17 protein-coding genes are annotated in these 16329 nt (G+C 69.3%); 4 read left to right on the forward strand and 13 right to left on the reverse strand.

Features of this window, described 5'->3' with window-relative positions:
• Positions 1-86: 86 nt before the first annotated feature.
• Positions 87-539, forward strand: coding sequence for a DUF4174 domain-containing protein (locus ACE2AC_RS05180; RefSeq protein ID WP_375691049.1), 453 nt, complete (start codon positions 87-89; stop codon positions 537-539).
• A gap of 7 nt (positions 540-546) precedes the next feature.
• Here ACE2AC_RS05180 and ACE2AC_RS05185 read toward each other — a convergent pair whose 3' ends face one another.
• From ACE2AC_RS05185 to ACE2AC_RS05215, 7 genes are all read right to left on the reverse strand, one after another.
• Positions 547-1575: a DUF6492 family protein gene (locus ACE2AC_RS05185; RefSeq protein WP_375691050.1), complete on the reverse strand. Its 1029-nt coding sequence runs from the start codon at positions 1573-1575 to the stop codon at positions 547-549.
• Position 1576: 1 nt separating this feature from the next.
• Positions 1577-3622 carry a biotin carboxylase N-terminal domain-containing protein gene (locus tag ACE2AC_RS05190; protein WP_375691051.1) on the reverse strand — a complete coding sequence of 682 codons (2046 nt, stop codon included), beginning with the start codon at positions 3620-3622 and terminating at the stop codon, positions 1577-1579.
• A gap of 132 nt (positions 3623-3754) precedes the next feature.
• A complete protein-coding gene (locus tag ACE2AC_RS05195; RefSeq protein ID WP_375691052.1) occupies positions 3755-3958 on the reverse strand; it encodes a hypothetical protein in 204 nt (67 codons plus the stop codon).
• Positions 3959-4363: 405 nt separating this feature from the next.
• Positions 4364-4720, reverse strand: coding sequence for a hypothetical protein (locus tag ACE2AC_RS05200; protein WP_375691053.1), 357 nt, complete (start codon positions 4718-4720; stop codon positions 4364-4366).
• A gap of 81 nt (positions 4721-4801) precedes the next feature.
• Positions 4802-4942, reverse strand: coding sequence for a hypothetical protein (locus ACE2AC_RS05205; protein WP_375691054.1), 141 nt, complete (start codon positions 4940-4942; stop codon positions 4802-4804).
• A gap of 214 nt (positions 4943-5156) precedes the next feature.
• Positions 5157-5471: a DUF6497 family protein gene (locus ACE2AC_RS05210; RefSeq protein WP_375691055.1), complete on the reverse strand. Its 315-nt coding sequence runs from the start codon at positions 5469-5471 to the stop codon at positions 5157-5159.
• A 101-nt stretch (positions 5472-5572) separates the two neighbouring features.
• Positions 5573-7105, reverse strand: coding sequence for an acyl-CoA carboxylase subunit beta (locus tag ACE2AC_RS05215; RefSeq protein WP_375691056.1), 1533 nt, complete (start codon positions 7103-7105; stop codon positions 5573-5575).
• Positions 7106-7284: 179 nt separating this feature from the next.
• Between ACE2AC_RS05215 and ACE2AC_RS05220 the strand changes: the two genes are divergently transcribed.
• Together ACE2AC_RS05220 and ACE2AC_RS05225 are read left to right on the forward strand one after the other, a co-directional pair.
• Positions 7285-8505, forward strand: coding sequence for a multidrug effflux MFS transporter (locus tag ACE2AC_RS05220; RefSeq protein ID WP_375691057.1), 1221 nt, complete (start codon positions 7285-7287; stop codon positions 8503-8505).
• 76 nt (positions 8506-8581) lie between these two features.
• On the forward strand, positions 8582-9979 hold the full coding sequence (locus ACE2AC_RS05225) for a short-chain fatty acyl-CoA regulator family protein (RefSeq protein ID WP_375691058.1): 1398 nt from the start codon (positions 8582-8584) through the stop codon (positions 9977-9979).
• Here ACE2AC_RS05225 and ACE2AC_RS05230 read toward each other — a convergent pair.
• Positions 9964-10215, reverse strand: coding sequence for a YdcH family protein (locus ACE2AC_RS05230; protein WP_375691059.1), 252 nt, complete (start codon positions 10213-10215; stop codon positions 9964-9966). The two genes, ACE2AC_RS05225 and ACE2AC_RS05230, sit on opposite strands and share 16 nt — an antisense overlap.
• 150 nt (positions 10216-10365) lie before the next feature.
• On the opposite strand from ACE2AC_RS05230, the gene ACE2AC_RS05235 reads away from it, so the two are divergent.
• Positions 10366-11478 carry a mandelate racemase/muconate lactonizing enzyme family protein gene (locus tag ACE2AC_RS05235; protein WP_375691060.1) on the forward strand — a complete coding sequence of 371 codons (1113 nt, stop codon included), beginning with the start codon at positions 10366-10368 and terminating at the stop codon, positions 11476-11478.
• Between the two features lie 62 nt (positions 11479-11540).
• Here the strand turns inward: ACE2AC_RS05235 and ACE2AC_RS05240 are convergent, their stop codons facing one another.
• The 5 genes from ACE2AC_RS05240 to ACE2AC_RS05260 are packed head-to-tail and all read right to left on the reverse strand — an operon-like array spanning position 11541 to position 16327.
• Positions 11541-12575, reverse strand: coding sequence for a siderophore-interacting protein (locus tag ACE2AC_RS05240; RefSeq protein WP_375691061.1), 1035 nt, complete (start codon positions 12573-12575; stop codon positions 11541-11543).
• 14 nt (positions 12576-12589) lie between these two features.
• The gene (locus tag ACE2AC_RS05245) at positions 12590-13360 is read right to left on the reverse strand and encodes an ABC transporter ATP-binding protein (RefSeq protein ID WP_375691062.1); all 771 of its coding nucleotides are present in this window, start codon (positions 13358-13360) and stop codon (positions 12590-12592) included.
• Complete coding sequence (locus tag ACE2AC_RS05250) at positions 13357-14331, reverse strand: FecCD family ABC transporter permease (protein ID WP_375691063.1); 975 nt, start codon at positions 14329-14331, stop codon at positions 13357-13359. Before ACE2AC_RS05250 ends, ACE2AC_RS05245 begins: the two co-directional genes overlap by 4 nt.
• Complete coding sequence (locus ACE2AC_RS05255) at positions 14328-15314, reverse strand: FecCD family ABC transporter permease (RefSeq protein WP_375691064.1); 987 nt, start codon at positions 15312-15314, stop codon at positions 14328-14330. The genes ACE2AC_RS05250 and ACE2AC_RS05255 overlap by 4 nt, the downstream gene beginning before the upstream one ends.
• Positions 15314-16327: an iron-siderophore ABC transporter substrate-binding protein gene (locus ACE2AC_RS05260; RefSeq protein WP_375691065.1), complete on the reverse strand. Its 1014-nt coding sequence runs from the start codon at positions 16325-16327 to the stop codon at positions 15314-15316. Before ACE2AC_RS05260 ends, ACE2AC_RS05255 begins: the two co-directional genes overlap by 1 nt.
• Positions 16328-16329 lie beyond the last annotated feature (2 nt).

Consider the following 16329-nt stretch of genomic DNA (forward strand, 5'->3'; position numbering starts at 1 on the left):
GGTTAAGGTTCGGATTTGCCGAAAATTCTTCGTGTGCAGCGGTGAAACCGCTATGCTGGCGGCCTATATGCACGGCAGGAGGACGCATGAAGGCATTGGCCCCCCTTGTCATGGCCCTGGCGCTGGCGTTGCCGGTGAAGGGCGGCACCGCGACCGAACCGGTAGAGGAGCCGCTGTTCGTCGAGGCCGGAGAGCTGTCGCTCGACGATTTCAAATGGGACAAGCGCCCCGTCGTCGTCTTTGCCGACAACCCCGCCGACCCGATGTACCGCCGGCAGATGGAGGCGCTCGAGGCGCGCCCGGACGAGCTGCGCGAGCGCGACGTGGTGGTCATCACCGACACCGATCCTGGCGCGAATTCCGCGGTTCGGCAGGCGCTGCGCCCGCGTGGCTTCATGCTGGTGCTGGTGGCCAAGGACGGCCAGGTCCTGCTGCGCAAACCGCAGCCCTGGGACGTGCGCGAACTGTCGCGCTCGATCGACAAGCTGCCGACCCGCCAACAGGAGGTCCGCGACCGCCGCGCCGCGCCGATCCGGTGATCCGCGTTCATGACGCGACCCCGGCCAGCGGGGCGCCGTCGAGGAAGGCAGCCGCCTCAGCCTCGGACCCGACCAGCCCCGCCCGACGCCAGAGCGCCACCAGTTTGCCGCGCTGCGCCGCGGTCAGCCGCGCGACCGAGGCGCGGTGCAGCGCCAGCGTCGCCTCGCCCGCCGCCACCCGGTCCAGCGCCACATCGATCAACTCGGACGTCGTGGTGCGCATGATCACCGGCGGCAACGGCCGCGCGGTGTCGAACTCGGCCTCCAGCGATCCATACTCGGCCACGCAGTAGGCGTTGATCAGCATCGCCTCGGTCTCGCCCTGCCGGTGCACGGCAAAGAGCACCTGCAGCGGTCCCGCCCTCTCCTCCACCGCCTCGGTCACCTGCCCGAGCAGCCTGGTGCGGATCGGCAGCGGCATGATCCCGTTGACCACCCGCGGCCCGGCATCGGCGGGCGTCAGGCCGAACTGACGGAACGATGGCGCCAGCCAGTCCTCGCGCGCCTCTTCGCGCGGGTTGCAGATCAGCCGCGGCTGGCCGGTCGCCGAAAAGAAGTCGGCCGGGCTCACCGGGTTCAGGAAATGGATCTTGCTGTCCAGGAGCACGGTCCAGTCGGTCGTCACCTCGCGGTAGACCGCCATCTTGCAGACCTGCTGGATCTTCCAGCCGCCATGCCCGCGCCAGGCGGTGCCCGGGCTGCGGAAGGCCAGCCGGGGATGCCATGCCTGCGCCCGGCGCAGCCAGTGCAGCGGCCCGCCCGGACCGACGTCCCAGCGGAAGAGCGCGGTCCCCGCGACCACCCGCAGCCGGTCGGCCAGCGGGCCGTAATCGCCGCGCATCGCCTCGACCTCGGCCGCGACCGCCGCCTCGTCCCGGTCGTTCACGACGACGAGGATCTCGCCCACCATCGACGGCGGCAGGAACGCCGCCATCGACCGGGCCTGCAGGCGCAGCAGGTCAAGCTCGTCCCGAAAGGTGATCGTGACGAATGTCAGATCCCGTTTCGTGCCGATATCCGCTGCGCCCGTGGTCACGTCACTCGAACTCCATGATCACTTCGTCGACCGCCAGGCTGTCGCCGGCGGCGGCGTTGATCTTGGACACCACGGCCTTCTTCTCGGCGCGCAGGATGTTCTCCATCTTCATCGCCTCGATGGTGCAGAGCGGCTGACCCTCCTGCACCTCCTGCCCCACCTCGACGTCGATCTTCACGACGAGGCCCGGCATCGGGCAGAGCAGCAGCTTGGAGGTGTCGGGCGGCAGCTTCTCGGGCATCAGCTTGGCCAGCCGGGCCTGGGTCGGGTTGCGCACGTGCACCTTGAGGTCCGCGCCACGCGACCGGATCCGGAACCCGCCCGAGATCTTGCCGACCTTCAGCACCAGCGGCGCACCGCCCACGCTCATCTGCGCCAGCGACTTGCCCGGCGTCCAGTCGCCCTCGACCCTGAGCGTGGCGCCATCGGCGAACACGATGTCGGCCCCCTCGCGGTCGGCCTTGACGGTCAGGTCGAACTCCGTGCCCTGCAGGCTCACCACCCACTTGTCGCCCACCTTGCGCTCGTGGTTGTCCATCCGGCCCGACACGCGGGTGCGGCGGATCTCGCTCACCCGGTTCATCGCGGCACAGGCGGCCGCGATCCGGCGCAGGTCGTCCTCGGGCAGCGCGACACCGTCAAAGCCCTCGGGATACTCCTCGGCGATGAAGGCGGTGGTCATGTCGCCGCTGACGAACTTGGGATGATCCATCACCGCCGACAGGAACGGCAGGTTGTGCCCGATCCCCTCGACCTCGAAACTGTCGAGCGCGACGCGCATCGCCTCGATCGCCTCGGCCCGGGTCGGCGCCCAGGTGCAGAGCTTGGCGATCATCGGGTCGTAATACATGCTGATCTCGCCGCCTTCGTAGACGCCGGTGTCATTGCGCACGGCCGCCGCGCCCTCGGGCGCCTCGCCCTGCCACTTGCCGTTGACTAGCAGCGGGCCCGCGGCGATCTCCTGCGGCGGGTTGTAAGCGGTCAGCCGGCCGATCGACGGCAGGAAGTTGCGATAGGGATCCTCGGCATAGAGCCGGTTCTCGATCGCCCAGCCGGTCAGCTTGACGTCGTCCTGCGTCATGGTCAGCGGCTCGCCGTTGGCGACGCGGATCATCTGTTCGACCAGGTCGATGCCGGTGATCAGCTCGGTCACCGGGTGTTCCACCTGGAGACGGGTGTTCATCTCGAGGAAGTAGAAGTTCTTTTCGCCGTCGACGATGAATTCCACCGTGCCGGCGCTGGCGTATCCCACGGCCTTGGCCAGGGCCACGGCCTGTTCGCCCATGGCCTTGCGGGTCGCCTCGTCCAGGAACGGGCTCGGCGCCTCTTCGACCACCTTCTGGTTCCGGCGCTGGATCGAGCATTCGCGTTCGCCCAGGTAGATGCCGTTGCCATGCGCATCGCACAGCACCTGGATCTCGATGTGGCGCGGCTGGGTCACGAACTTCTCGATGAAGATCCGGTCGTCGCCAAAGGAATTCGCCGCCTCGTTCTTCGACGACTGGAAGCCTTCGCGCGCCTCGGTGTCGTTCCAGGCGATCCGCATCCCCTTGCCGCCGCCGCCGGCAGAGGCCTTGATCATCACCGGATAGCCGATCTCGCCCGAGATCTTCACCGCCTCGTCCGCGTCCGCGATCAGGCCCATGTAGCCGGGAACGGTCGAAACCCCCGCCTCCTGCGCGATCTTCTTCGAGGTGATCTTGTCGCCCATGGCCTCGATCGCCTTGACCGGCGGGCCGATGAAGGCGACGCCGGCGGCGTCCAGCGCCTCGCCGAACTTGGCGTTCTCGGACAGGAAGCCGTAGCCCGGGTGCACCGCCTGCGCGCCGCTTTCCTTGATCGCCGCCATGACCTTGTCGATCACGATGTAGGACTGGTTCGCAGGCGGCGGCCCAATGTGGATCGCCTCGTCCGCCATCTCGACGTGCAGCGCGTTGCGGTCGGCGTCGGAATAGATCGCCACCGTCTTGATGCCCATCTTGCGGGCCGTCTTGATCACCCGGCAGGCGATTTCGCCCCGGTTCGCGATCAGGATCTTGTCGAACATCAGCTGTCCCTTTCCCCTCGTCCGGCGATCCCTGCCGCCGGTGTCATCCCAAAGAAAAGACCACCGCGGCGCCCGGCCACGGTGGTCCTGCAATCATGTTTCGTGCCCCGCCCAAGGGCGGTGCGGGCCGCGTCAGCAGCGGCTCGGGTAGTTCTGGCAATAGGCGACGTTGGCTGCCGCACCGACCAGTGCGCCGGTGCCGACCGACCCGCCAAGGACCGCCGAGGTTGCAGCGCCACCACCGGCGCCGATGACGGCCTGTTCGCCAAAGGACTGACCGCATGCGGCCAGCCCGCCCAGAAGCACAGCGGCCAGGGTGAGTTTCTTGAAGAGCATGTCTCGGGTTTCCTGAGGTTGTTATGAATACTGCCTAGGAAACTTCTCGACGAATGCACTGGTTCCAGCAAGCCTGCGCAAAGCCCTGCGCGCGATGCTGCCGAAGACGTGATCGGGGTGGCTGAAAACCGCCGCAGCCCAACGGCTTGCGGCGCGCTGTGGCGCGATTGCCACTGTCCGGACCGATCCCGGCCCCCGGACAAAAAGGCGGGCGGTCGACCGTTGGGGGGTGCGACCGCCCTTTAGGGGAAGGGTAACGGTATAGACACGCCGGATCGGACAGTCCGTGACCGTGCGATCCAACATCCCCACTGTTGACCATGCCGCCGCACGGCACCAGCCCAATTACACGCAAAAAGCGAGTGTCGGCGTTTAATCGCGCATTAACCTTACGCAACGGCATGATCATGCCGATCCCCCGTCCATGAGGCCCGGAAACGCCGCTTCGATGGCCTGGGGATCCAGCACCAGCATCGACTCGTAGCTTTCCGGATCGAACGGATCCTCGGCCGGCAGCACCTCGCGGCCGAACAGCCAGCTGAGTTGCCCCGCGTCGAGGTTGCCGCGCTCGAACGGCTCTTCGCCAAAGTAGTTCCAAAGCGCGGCCAGGAACGCCTCATCCGCGCGACGGTCCACCGCCTTGCGGTCGCGGAACCGTTCGCGCCGGACGATCGGCGTCACGCCCTTGGGATTGGCGCGGCGGATGGTGAACTGGAAATCACTGCCCGGAAGGCGGCCGGGAAAACCACGATGCTTCAGCATGTTGGCACCTCCCCGGCAGGTGCCGCGCAGCAAAGGGGGTTCGTCCCGCGGGACGAACCCCCAGGTGCGACCGTGGTCGCCTTACTTGTACTTGCCGGTGTAGACCGGTTCGGTCGAAATCGGCTCGGGGTCGACGACGACGTATTCTTCTTCCTGCTGGGCACATGCCGCCACAAAGACGACAAGACCAAGGGCGAGGATGCTCTTGAGGCTCTTGGACATCTGCTACTCCTGTCTCGTTTACCGGCCGGTCCGGGCCGGAGGTCGACCCGGATCGCGGCCACGTTCTTACGGGCCACAAATCGGGCTCCGGGGATGAGGATACAGCTTGTCAGAGTCATTGGACATGGGGTCACTTTCACACGCTCCGCTTGTGACGGGAAAGCCGCATCAGGCGCGGCGAACCGGATCGAAACCGCAACATCTTGCGTCATGATCATAGTCCCTCCCAGATACAGGCGGCGTCTTCCAGCCGGAAGACCTCGAAATACTGCGTCACCTCGGGTGCGCTGGTGCCGAAATCGACCGGCGCGGCGGCAAGCGAGATGACGACGCGCACCGGAACCTCGGGCTGGCCCGCAACCCAGGGCAGGACCTGCGCGGTGCAGAGCACGGGAAAGTCCTCCTCGACCGCGGCAAACCCCATCCCGTCCAGCGCCGCCGAGACATAGCGGAACCGCGCGATCCGGCCGACGCCCGCGACATCCTCGACGCGGACCTCCTGCAGGCTCAGCACCAGACCGGAGGGCACGGCCGGAGACTCCTCCTGTCCCCAGGCCGTGGCCGCGGCCCCCAGAAGGGCCCCTCCCGCCGCGACGAAATTCCGCATCGCACGCCGCATCGCCTGCCCCGTCACAGCGGGATGTTGTCGTGCTTCTTCCACGGGTTCTGCAGCTGCTTGTTGCGCAGGCTGGCAAAGGCCCGCGCGACCCGCCGCCGCGTCGACCGCGGCTGGATCACCTCGTCGATGAACCCGCGCTCGGCCGCCACGAAGGGATTGGCAAAGCGGTCCTCGTAATCCTTGGTGCGCTTGGCGATTTTCTCGGCATCGCCCAGTTCCGAACGATAGAGGATCTCGGTCGCGCCCTTGGCGCCCATCACCGCGATCTCGGCGGTCGGCCAGGCATAGTTGAAATCGCCACGGATGTGCTTCGAGCTCATCACGTCATAGGCTCCGCCATAGGCCTTGCGGGTGATCACCGTGACCTTGGGCACCGTCGCCTCGCCGTAGGCAAAGAGCAGCTTGGCGCCGTGCTTGATGACGCCGCCGTATTCCTGCGTCGTCCCCGGCAGGAAGCCCGGCACGTCGACAAAGGTCAGGATCGGGATCTCGAAGCAGTCGCAGAACCGCACGAAGCGCGCGGCCTTGCGCGAACTGTCGATGTCGAGGCACCCGGCCAGGACCATCGGCTGGTTCGCCACCACGCCCACGGTCCGCCCCTCGAGGCGGATGAAGCCGGTGATGATGTTCTTGGCGTAGTCTTCCTGGATCTCGTAGAAATCGCCCTCGTCCGCGACCTTCAGGATCAGCTCCTTCATGTCGTAGGGGGTGTTGGCGTTGTCCGGCACCAGCGTGTCGAGGCTCTTCTCGATCCGGTCGGGGCTGTCGAAGAACGGCCGCACCGGCGGCTTCTCGCGGTTGTTGAGCGGCAGGAAATCGACCAGCCGGCGCACTTCGGCCATCGCCTCGACATCGTTTTCGAAGGCCCCGTCGGCGACCGAGCTTTTCTTGGTGTGGGTCGAGGCGCCACCCAGCTCTTCGGCCGTCACCACCTCGTTCGTCACGGTCTTCACCACGTCGGGGCCGGTGACGAACATGTAGGAGCTGTCCTTCACCATGAAGATGAAGTCGGTCATCGCCGGGCTGTAGACCGCACCTCCGGCGCAGGGGCCCATGATCACGCTGATCTGCGGCACGACACCGCTGGCCATGATGTTGCGCTGGAACACGTCGGCATAGCCGGCGAGAGAGGCGACACCTTCCTGGATCCGCGCACCGCCGGAATCGTTCAGCCCGATCACCGGCGCGCCGTTCTGCACCGCCATGTCCATGATCTTGCAGATTTTCTGCGCATGGGTTTCCGACAGCGACCCGCCAAAGACGGTAAAGTCCTGGCTGAAGACATAGACCATGCGTCCGTTGATCGTGCCCCAGCCGGTGACGACGCCATCGCCGTAGGGCCGATCCTCCTGCATGCCGAAATCGGTGCAGCGGTGCGCGACGAACATGTCGAATTCCTCGAAACTGTCCGCGTCGAGCAGAAGCTCGATCCTCTCGCGCGCCGTCAGCTTGCCTTTGGCGTGCTGCGCCTCGATCCGCCGCTCGCCGCCGCCAAGCCGCGCGATCTTGCGTCGGCCGTCCAGTTCCTGAAGAATGTCCTTCATCGCCGCCTTCCCTGTGCCGGTCAGAATTTCCCCGGACCATAGGCGATACGCCACACGGAACAAGAGATTTCCGGCAAATTTGCAAACTGTTGGCAGAGCGTCGCCAGCAAATTGCAAAGCGGCAAATTCGCATGCAATCCACATGGACTTTCGCCCGGCGCACCCCTACCGCAACCGCCATGACCACCACCGCCCCCCGCTTCCTCGACCGGACCACGCCGCCCCATATCGCGACCCTCGTCGTGCTGCCGGGGCTGGGGGCACTGGCAATGAACATCTTCCTGCCCTCGCTGCCCAAGATGGCCGAGTGGTTCGATGCGCCCTATGCGCTGATGCAGTTCACCGTCGCGGGCTTCCTGATCACCAACGCGCTCCTGCAGGTTTTCATCGGCCCGCTGTCGGACAAGTTCGGCCGCCGCCCCGTCCTGCTGGCCGGCGTCGTGATCTTCTGCATCGCCACCCTGGGCTGCCTGCTGGCCACCGATGTCTACGTCTTCCTCGGCTTCCGCATGATGCAGGCCAGCATCGCGGTCGGCTTTGCCCTGTCACGGGCCGTGGTGCGCGACATGTTCCCGCCCGACAAGGCCGCGTCGATGATGGGCTATGTCACCATGGGCATGTCGCTGGTGCCGATGTTCGCCCCCGCCATCGGCGGCATCATCGACGAGACGCTGGGCTGGCAGGCGTCGTTCTGGCTGATGCTGGTGCTGGGCTTCGGCGTGCTGGCGCTGGTCTGGGCCGACCTGGGCGAGACCGCGCAGAAAAGCGACCGCACCGTGCTGGGCCAGTTCCGCGAGTACCCCGAACTGCTGACCTCGCCCCGGTTCTGGGGCTATTGCCTGGCCTGCGCCTTTTCCTCGGGCGCGTTCTTCGCCTTTCTCGGCGGCGCGCCCTACGTCGGCTCCGAGGTCTTCGGCCTGTCTCCGACCGCGTTCGGCATCTGGGCTGCGATGCCCGGCGTGGGGTATTTCCTGGGCAACTTCCTGACCGGCCTCGTCGCCGCGCGGATCGGCGTGAACCGCATGGTGATGGCGGGCACGCTGGTGGTCTCGGCCGGCATGGCGGCGGCGCTGATCCTCGGCTGGTTCGGCATCAGCGGGCCCGCGACCTTCTTCGGCGCCATGGTCTTTGTCGGCATCGGCAACGGCATGACGATCCCCTCGGCCACCTCGGGGATGCTGTCGGTCCGGCCGCACCTGGCGGGCACAGCCTCGGGCCTCGGCGGGACGATGCAGATCGGCGGCGGCGCGGCCCTGTCGATCGTCGCGGGCCTGATCCTCGGCCCCGGCAGCACCGAGACGCCGTTGCTGGTGCTGATGTTCGTCACCTCGCTCGGCGGGCTGGCCGCCATCACCATGGTGATCCGGCGGGAACGCAAGCTGGGCCTCACCCTCACCTGACTGCGCTCTTGTTAACCAAGCTTTGCAAAGTTACGGCTAGAACCGGCTAAGCTGCAAAGTCACGGGGAGGCGCGCCATGGCCCAGAAACTCTATGCGGGCGCGAAACTGCGCGAGACCCGGCAGAAGCTCGGGCTGACACAGAAGGAATTCGCGACCAAGCTCGGCGTCTCCCTGCCCTACCTGAACCAGATGGAGAACAACAACCGCCCGGTTTCGACCACGGTGGTGCTGTCGCTGGCACAGGAATTCGGCTTTGACGTGACCGAGCTGTCGACCGGGGACAGCGAACGCCTGGTCAGCGACATGCGCGAGGCGATGGCCGATCCGGTTCTGGCCGACGTGGCCCCGCCGATGGCCGACCTGCGGCTCACCGCCTCCAACGCCCCCGCCCTCGCCCGTGCCTTCCTGCACCTGCACCAGGCCTATCGCCAGACCCACGAACGCCTCGCCTCGCTGGACGAGGCGCTCGGGCGCGAGGATGCGCGCACCCAGCCCTCGCCCTGGGACGAGGTGCGCGATTTCTTCCACTACTGCGACAACTACATCGACGCCGTCGACCGCGCCGCCGAACGCTTTGCCCAGCCGGTGCGGGAAGAAAACAACATCCGCGTCAAGGCGGTGGCCGAGCTGGGGCACCGCGACATCCGGGTCGAATTCCGCGACACCGAGACCCTGCGCCAGTTCGACCGCAAGGCGCGGCTGCTCACCCTCTCGCGCCGCGCCGCGCCGGAAACCCAGACCTTCCAGCTGCTGCTGCAGGTCGCGCTCGAAACCCAGGACAAGCTGCTCGAGGCGACGCTCGACCTCGCCCGGTTCCAGTCCGACGCCGCCCGCGCCATCGCCAAGATCGGGCTGGCCAACTACTTCGCCGGCGCCGCGCTGATGCCCTACACCGCCTTCCTCGAAGCCGCGCGCGGCACGCGCCACGACCTCGAATTGATGGCGAACCACTTCGGCGCCTCGATCGAACAGGTGGCGCACCGCCTCTCGACCCTGCAGCGGCCCGGCGCCAAGGGCGTGCCGTTCTTCTTCGTCCGCGTCGACCAGGCCGGCACGATCACGAAACGCCATTCCGCCACCCGGCTTCAGTTCGCACGCTTCGGCGGCGCCTGCCCGCTCTGGAACGTGCACCGCGCGTTCGAGACGCCGGGCCGCTTCCTGCGGCAGATGGCGGAAACCCCGGACGGGGTGCGCTATATCCTGCTGGCCCGCGACGTGAGCAAGACGGGCGGCGCCTTCGGGGCACCGACTCGCCGTTTTGCCATCGCGCTCGGCTGCGAGGTCGCCCATGCCGAGGGGCTGGTCTATGCCGACGACCTCGACCTGACGAACCCCAAAGCGTTCGAGCCGATCGGGATCTCCTGCCGGATCTGCGAGCGGGTGAATTGCCACCAGCGGTCCGTGCCGCCGCTGGAGCGACGGCTGGTCATCGACCCCGACGCCCGCGGCGTCCTGCCCTACGAGGTCGGCTGAGCCGCCTTCAGCGCGGCGTAGATCGCGTCGCGCAGCCGCCCGCGGTCCTTGCGCAGGTCGATCATCGCCAGGTCCTCCATCGGCGCGACGTTGGTCTCGGCCCGGTGGATGGTGTCGTTGACCTCGTGGTACTCCGCCGCCAGCCGCGCGAAATGCGCGTCCGAGGTCTTGAGCACGGTGATCCGGTCGGCGAGCTCGGGGAATTCCTGGTGCAGGTCGTGCGGGGTGTTGGACATCTCTGTCTCCTCTCGGGATGCTGATCTGCCGCGATCCTGCCCCGCCGCCCGGCCCGCCACCTTGATCCCGATCAACCCGCTGGCGCAATGCCACCCGCCGATGTCGCAATCCGGCGGGATCGCACGCGGCGGGCGTGCTGAGTTTCCCATATGAAAATCACCGACCTCCGCATCCGCCCGCTTATCCTGCCGCTCGCCCAGCCCTACCACTGGACGCAGGGGGTGCGGGACAGCTTTGCCGTCAACCTGATCGAGCTGGAACTGGCCGACGGCACCGTCGGCATCGGCGAGGCGACGGTGGCGCCCGACCAGCAGGCCTCGGTCCTGATCCTGAAACGGCTGGCCGAGAAGCTTGTGGGGGAAAGCGTCTTCGACGCCGCCGTCCTGCGCGACCGCATCCTCAGCCAGAGCTACATGGCCTACGGCGCGAACACGATGCGGGCGGCGAACCAGATGCTCGCCGGCATCGACTTTGCGCTCTGGGACGCGCAGGGCAAGCTGGCGGGCCGCCCGGTAACCAAGCTGCTCGGCGGGGCGTACCGGCGCAAGGTGGGGTATTTCTTCTTCCTGCAGGGCGACACGCCGGAAGAGCTGGCCGCCCACGCGGCCGGGGGCGCAGCCGCGGGCGAACGGGTCTTCTACCTCAAGGTCGGCCGCCCCGACATGGACCGCGACATCGAGATCGTGCGCGCCGTTCGGGCCGAGATCGGGTCAGCCCGCCTGCGCCTCGACGCGAACGAAGGCTGGGATCCCTACCGCGCCATCGCCATGTGCCGGCGGCTGGAACCCTTCGACATCGACTTCATCGAACAGCCCACGCCCTCGTGGTCGCTCGAGGCGCTGCGCCACGTGAAGGAGCGCGTCGGCATCCCGATCGTCGCCGACCAGGCCGCCTTCACCCTCTACGATGTCCACGAGATCGCGCGCATGCGCGCCGCCGACATGATCTGCATCGGCCCGCGCGAGGTGGGTGGCATCCAGCCCATGCTCAAGGCGGCGGCCGTGGCCGAGGCCGCGGGGCTCTCCATCTGCATCCATTCGAGCTTCACCACCGGGATCACCACCGCGGCCGAGCACCAGATCGCGCGGATGATCCCCAACCTCGACGATGGCAACCAGATCATGTGGCAACTGGCGCGCGACAACATCGTCGCCGCGCCCGGCCTGGCGCCGGTGCAGGGATGGCTCGACCTGCCCGATGCGCCGGGGCTGGGGGTGACGCTGGACGCGGATGCCGTGGCGGGGCTCACCCACCCCGGCTGACGGCGCGCGCGGCGGGTGCGGATGCCTCCGGCGGGAGTTTTTTGGGCAAGATGAAGGGCCGGTCAGGCCACCCAGTAACCGGTCAGGTAACTGCGGGCGGCGGTCACGCCCCGGGTGCGGAAATGCGCCTTGGCCCGGCGGCCGAGGGCCTGTTCGGCGGCGACCCAGACAAAGGTGTCGGGCTCCAGCGGCGCGGCCTCGAGGTGATCCCAGAGCGTCGCGCCCTGCCCGCGCGTGACCCAGGTCAGCGCCATGCCCGCGGGGCGCGGCATCTCGCAGATGTCGGCCGGATCGCCCAGCTCGACAAAGACATGGCCGCGCCGGTCGGCGGGCGACAGCGCGAGGATCCGGCGGATCGCGGGCAACGCGGTCTCGTCCCCCGCCATCACCAGGTGATCGCCCGGCGGCAGGTCGCCGCCGCCCGGCCCCATGATGCCGACCTGTGCCCCCGGCATCGCCGCCCGGGCCCAGAGCGTGGTGCCGCCGCCCGCGTGTTCATAGACGTCGAAGCTGAACCGCCCGGCCGCCGCGTCGAGCGTGACGAAGGTATAGGGGGCGCGGTGCAGGACGTCGGCCTCCTTCGGCCAGACGGTGCGGCCCTTGTCGTTCAGCTCGGGCCAGCGCGGCGTCCGCCCCGCCGGCGGGATCAGCAGCGAGAAGTGCATCCCCCCGACCGACAGCGCCGCGATGCCGTCGCAGGCCAGCTCGATCCGCAGGAAGTTCGCCGAGACCCGGCGCACCTCGAGCACCGTGGCCAGGTGGAAGTTCGGCGGCCGCCGCCCCTCGGCCCCGACGCCGGTCCAGCGCATCGCGCCGCTCGCCTCGGGTGCCACGTGGTCGAGCAGGTAGATCACGCTTTCGCGCAGGTTGTAGAGCTGGTCGGGGCTGCTGGCCGCGATCTCGACCGCGAAACCGGCGGACGTGACGTCGAGGGTCACGACCCCCATGGCATAGGTCACGCGCAGGCCGGTTGCGGTGTCCTCGACCGGCAGGCCGTACTCCTCGACATGGGCGCGGACATGGGCGGTCAGCCCCTCGGGCAGCGCGCCGTCATAGCGGCTACGGCTCATCTCCGGCAGCGGGGTCGCATGGATCATCTCGGGCTCCGGTTTCACAGCGGGATCACCATCGGGCCGCCGGTCACCGGGTCGGGATCGACCCGGGCGGCGAGGCCGAAGGCGGTCTTCAGGTTCTCGGGGGTCAGCACCTCGGCCGGGGCGCCATGGGCCACTGGCCCGTCGCGCCCCAGCAGCACCAGCAGGTCGGAATAGCGCGCGGCGAGGTTCAGGTCGTGCAGGACCGAGATCACGGTCAGCCCGGCCTCGCGGTTGCGGCGGCGCAGGAGGCCCAGCACCTCGACCTGGTGCACGAGGTCGAGGAAGGTGGTCGGCTCGTCCAGCAGCAGGAGCTTCGTGTCCTGCGCCAGCACCAGCGCGATCCAGGCCCGCTGCCGCTGCCCGCCGGACAGCTCGTCGAGGCGCCGATCGGCAAGCTCCGCCATCCCGACCGCCGCCAGCGCCGCTTCGCAGGCCTGCGCATCCTCGGCCCGCCAGGGGCTGAGCAGCCCGCGCCAGGGCGTGCGCCCCCGCTTCACCAGGTCGCCGACGGTGATCCCCTCGGGCGCTTGCGGCGCCTGCGGCAGGATCGCCATCTCGCGAGCCAGCGCACGGGTGTCGCGGGCGTGGATGTCGGTGCCGTCCAGCAACACCCGCCCGCCCTGCGGCGCGATCAGCCGCGCGAGCGTCTTCAGCAGGGTTGATTTCCCGCAGCCGTTCGGGCCGAGGATGGCGGTCATCCGCCCCTCGGGCAGGGACAGGTCCAGCCCCTCGATCACGGGCGCCCCGGCATAACCGAGCGTCAGGTTCTCCGCGGTCAGGCTCATAGCCCCCCCTTGTCCATTTCGCGCGACAGGCGCCACAGCAGGTACGGCGCGCCGAGGATGCCCGTCATCACCCCGACCGGCAACTGGATGCCCGGCAGCGCCGCCCGCGCCGCCAGGTCGGCCAGCACCACGACCAGCGCCCCCGCCCCCATCGCGGCGGCCATGCCGCCGCCCAGGCTGCGCGCCCCGGTCAGCCGCGCGCCGAGCGGGCCGGACATCAGCGCCACGAAGGGCACCGGGCCGCAGACCGCGACGCCGGTGGCCGCCAGCAGCACGGCGGTGGCGGCGATCGCCATCCGGGCCCGCCCGACCCGCAGGCCGAGGCCCGCGGCCAGGTCCTCGCCCAGTTCCAGCGCCGCCAGGCGGCGCAGCTGCACCGCGACCGCGCCGACCAGCACGGCCCCCAGCCCCCAGACCTGCGCCACGTGGCTCCAGTCCCGCGCGGCCAGCGACCCGGTCAGCCAGCGCTGCGCCTCGGCCGCCTCGGCATGCGGCAGACGGGTCAGCAGGAAGGTCGAGAGCGCCGAGGTCATGAACCCCACGCCGAGACCAACGAGGATCAGCGTCAGCGGCGGCGTGGCATGGCCCGGCCGCCACGACAGCCCCGCCACCAGCGCCGCCGCCGCCAGCCCGCCGAGCGCGGCCACCACCGGGAACGGCAGCGCCAGGCCAAAGGCGATCGCCCCCACCACCGCCAGCCCCGCGCCCGAGGTGAAGCCCATGATGTCGGGCGCCGCCAGCGGGTTGCGGAAGAGCGTCTGGAACAGCCAGCCCGACAGCCCCAGCACCGCCCCCGCGCCAAGCGCGGTGAAGACGCGCGGCCCCCGGATCGTGCGCAGGATCAGCGCGCCCGGCCCCTCGCCCCAAAGCCCGGACCAGAGCGTGCCCATGTCCACCGCCACCTGCCCGACCGACAGCGCGACCGCGGCGGCCAGCAGCAGGCCGAGGGGAAGGACCAGCGCGCGGCTCATGCCTGCTGCGCCCCCGGCCGCACCCGGCGCGCGACCCAGAGGAACACCGGCCCGCCGATCATCGCCGTCATGATGCCGGCCCGGACCTCTCCGGGCGCGAGGATCACGCGCCCCAGCGTGTCGGCCGCCAGCAGGACGGTCGCGCCGAGGAGCGCCGAGGCCAGCAGTTCGCGCCGCAGGTCGTGGCCCGCCACGATCCGCGCCAGCGGCGGCACCATCAGCCCGAGGAAGGCGATCGGCCCGGCCACCGCGACCGCCGCGCCGGTGGCCAGCGTGATCGCCAGCAGCGCCCCCGCCTGCACCCGCGCGGGCCGCGTGCCAAGGCCGCGCGACAGGGCTCCGCCAAGCGACAGCGCCTCGATCCGGGGCGCGATCAGCAGCGCCAGCAATCCACCAAGGGCCGCCACCACGGCCATCGCCATCAGCGGGCGGGTCGCGGCCTGGGTCAGCGACCCGGCGACCCAGAAGCGAAAGACGTCGAGGCTGTCCTGCCGCACCAGCATCACCGCCGTCACCAGCGACAGCAGGAGCGCGTTCAGCGTCGCGCCCGCCAGCGTCAGGCGCACCGGCCCGGCCTCGCCCCTGAGCCCGCCGCCAAGGGCAAAGACCAGCGCCGCCGCCCCGGCCGCACCCGGAAAGGTCAGCAGCGCCACCAGCCCCTCGTCCGCCCGCCCCAGCAGCGTCGTGCCGAGCAGCAGCATGAAGGCCGCGCCCGCGTTCACGCCCAGGATGCCGGGATCGGCCAGCGGGTTGCGCGTCATCGACTGCATCACGCTGCCCGCCACGCCAAGCGCCGCGCCCGCGATGATCCCGGCCGCCAGCCGCGGCAGCCGCACTGCGGCCAGCGTCACGTGGGCCGGGTCGCGCGGGTCATAGGCGGTCAGCGCCGTCCAGTAATCGGCCAGCGGGATCGCCCGGTAGCCGACCGTCAGCGACAGCGCCGCCGCCAGCCCGAACAGCGCAAGGACCACGGCCAGGCGCATCAGCGGGTCAGCCCCGCCTGTTCCGCGCTCGGCACCACGGTCGCCGGATCCCCGTCGACGGCCAGGGCGAAATCGCCCTCCAGCCGGTCGAGCGCGAAGGGCAGCGACAGCACGCTGCCAAAGGACATCGCGCCGGCCAGCAATTCGTCACAGAACACCTCGCGCCCCTCGACGCTGGCCCGCAGGGTGCGCCGCATCGCCAGCTGCTCGATGTCGACGGCCCGGTCGCTGCTGGAAATCCACACCAGCAGGTCGGCGTCGATCGGGGTCAGGTCCTCGGGCGACAGCGTGGTGTAGAACCCGTCGGTCGCCTGGATCGCGGCCAGCGCCTCGGTCGGGCGGAACCCCAGCTGCGACAGGAACCGGGCGCGCGTGTCCTCGGCCATGAAGGCACCGGTCTGGCCGCCGTCGTGCCAGGCGGCGACGGCGGTCTTGCCCGCCCAGTCGGGATGGCGTGCCCGCGCCGCCTCGAACTTGCCCGTGACCTCGGCGATCAGCGCCTCGCCCTTCGCCTCGGTCCCGGTGGCGCGCGCGAGGGTCCGCACCTCGGCCTGCCAGGGGCTGCCATAGGTCGAATACTGCGGCTCCTGCATCAGCACCGGCGCGATCTGGGACAGCAGCGCATATTCCGCCTCCGAGATCCCCGACCCGGTGCCGACGATCAGGTCGGGGGCGAGGCCCGCGACCACCTCCATCGACACCTCGCCGGTGATCAGTGTCGGCGCGCCGTCGCCAAGCGCCTCTTGCGCCCAGGGCCAGACGCCGTGCGGGTAGTCGCCGTACCAGTAGCGGATCGCCTGCGGCACCACGCCAAGCGCCAGCAGCGTGTCCTGCGTGTTGTAGCCAAGCGAGACGACCCGCCGCGCCGGCGCCTTCAGCACCGTCTCGCCAAAGGCATGTTCGAACCGCAGGCCCGCGCCCGCCAGCAGCCGGGGTGCGGCAAGCAGCGACGCGGCGCCCGCAAGGACACCGCGCCGGGTCATCGTCAGTCCGTTCCGTGGTTCCGCCGCCATCG

The organism is Pseudooceanicola sp. LIPI14-2-Ac024 (genome assembly GCF_042188925.1).
Lineage (GTDB): Bacteria > Pseudomonadota > Alphaproteobacteria > Rhodobacterales > Rhodobacteraceae > Pseudooceanicola.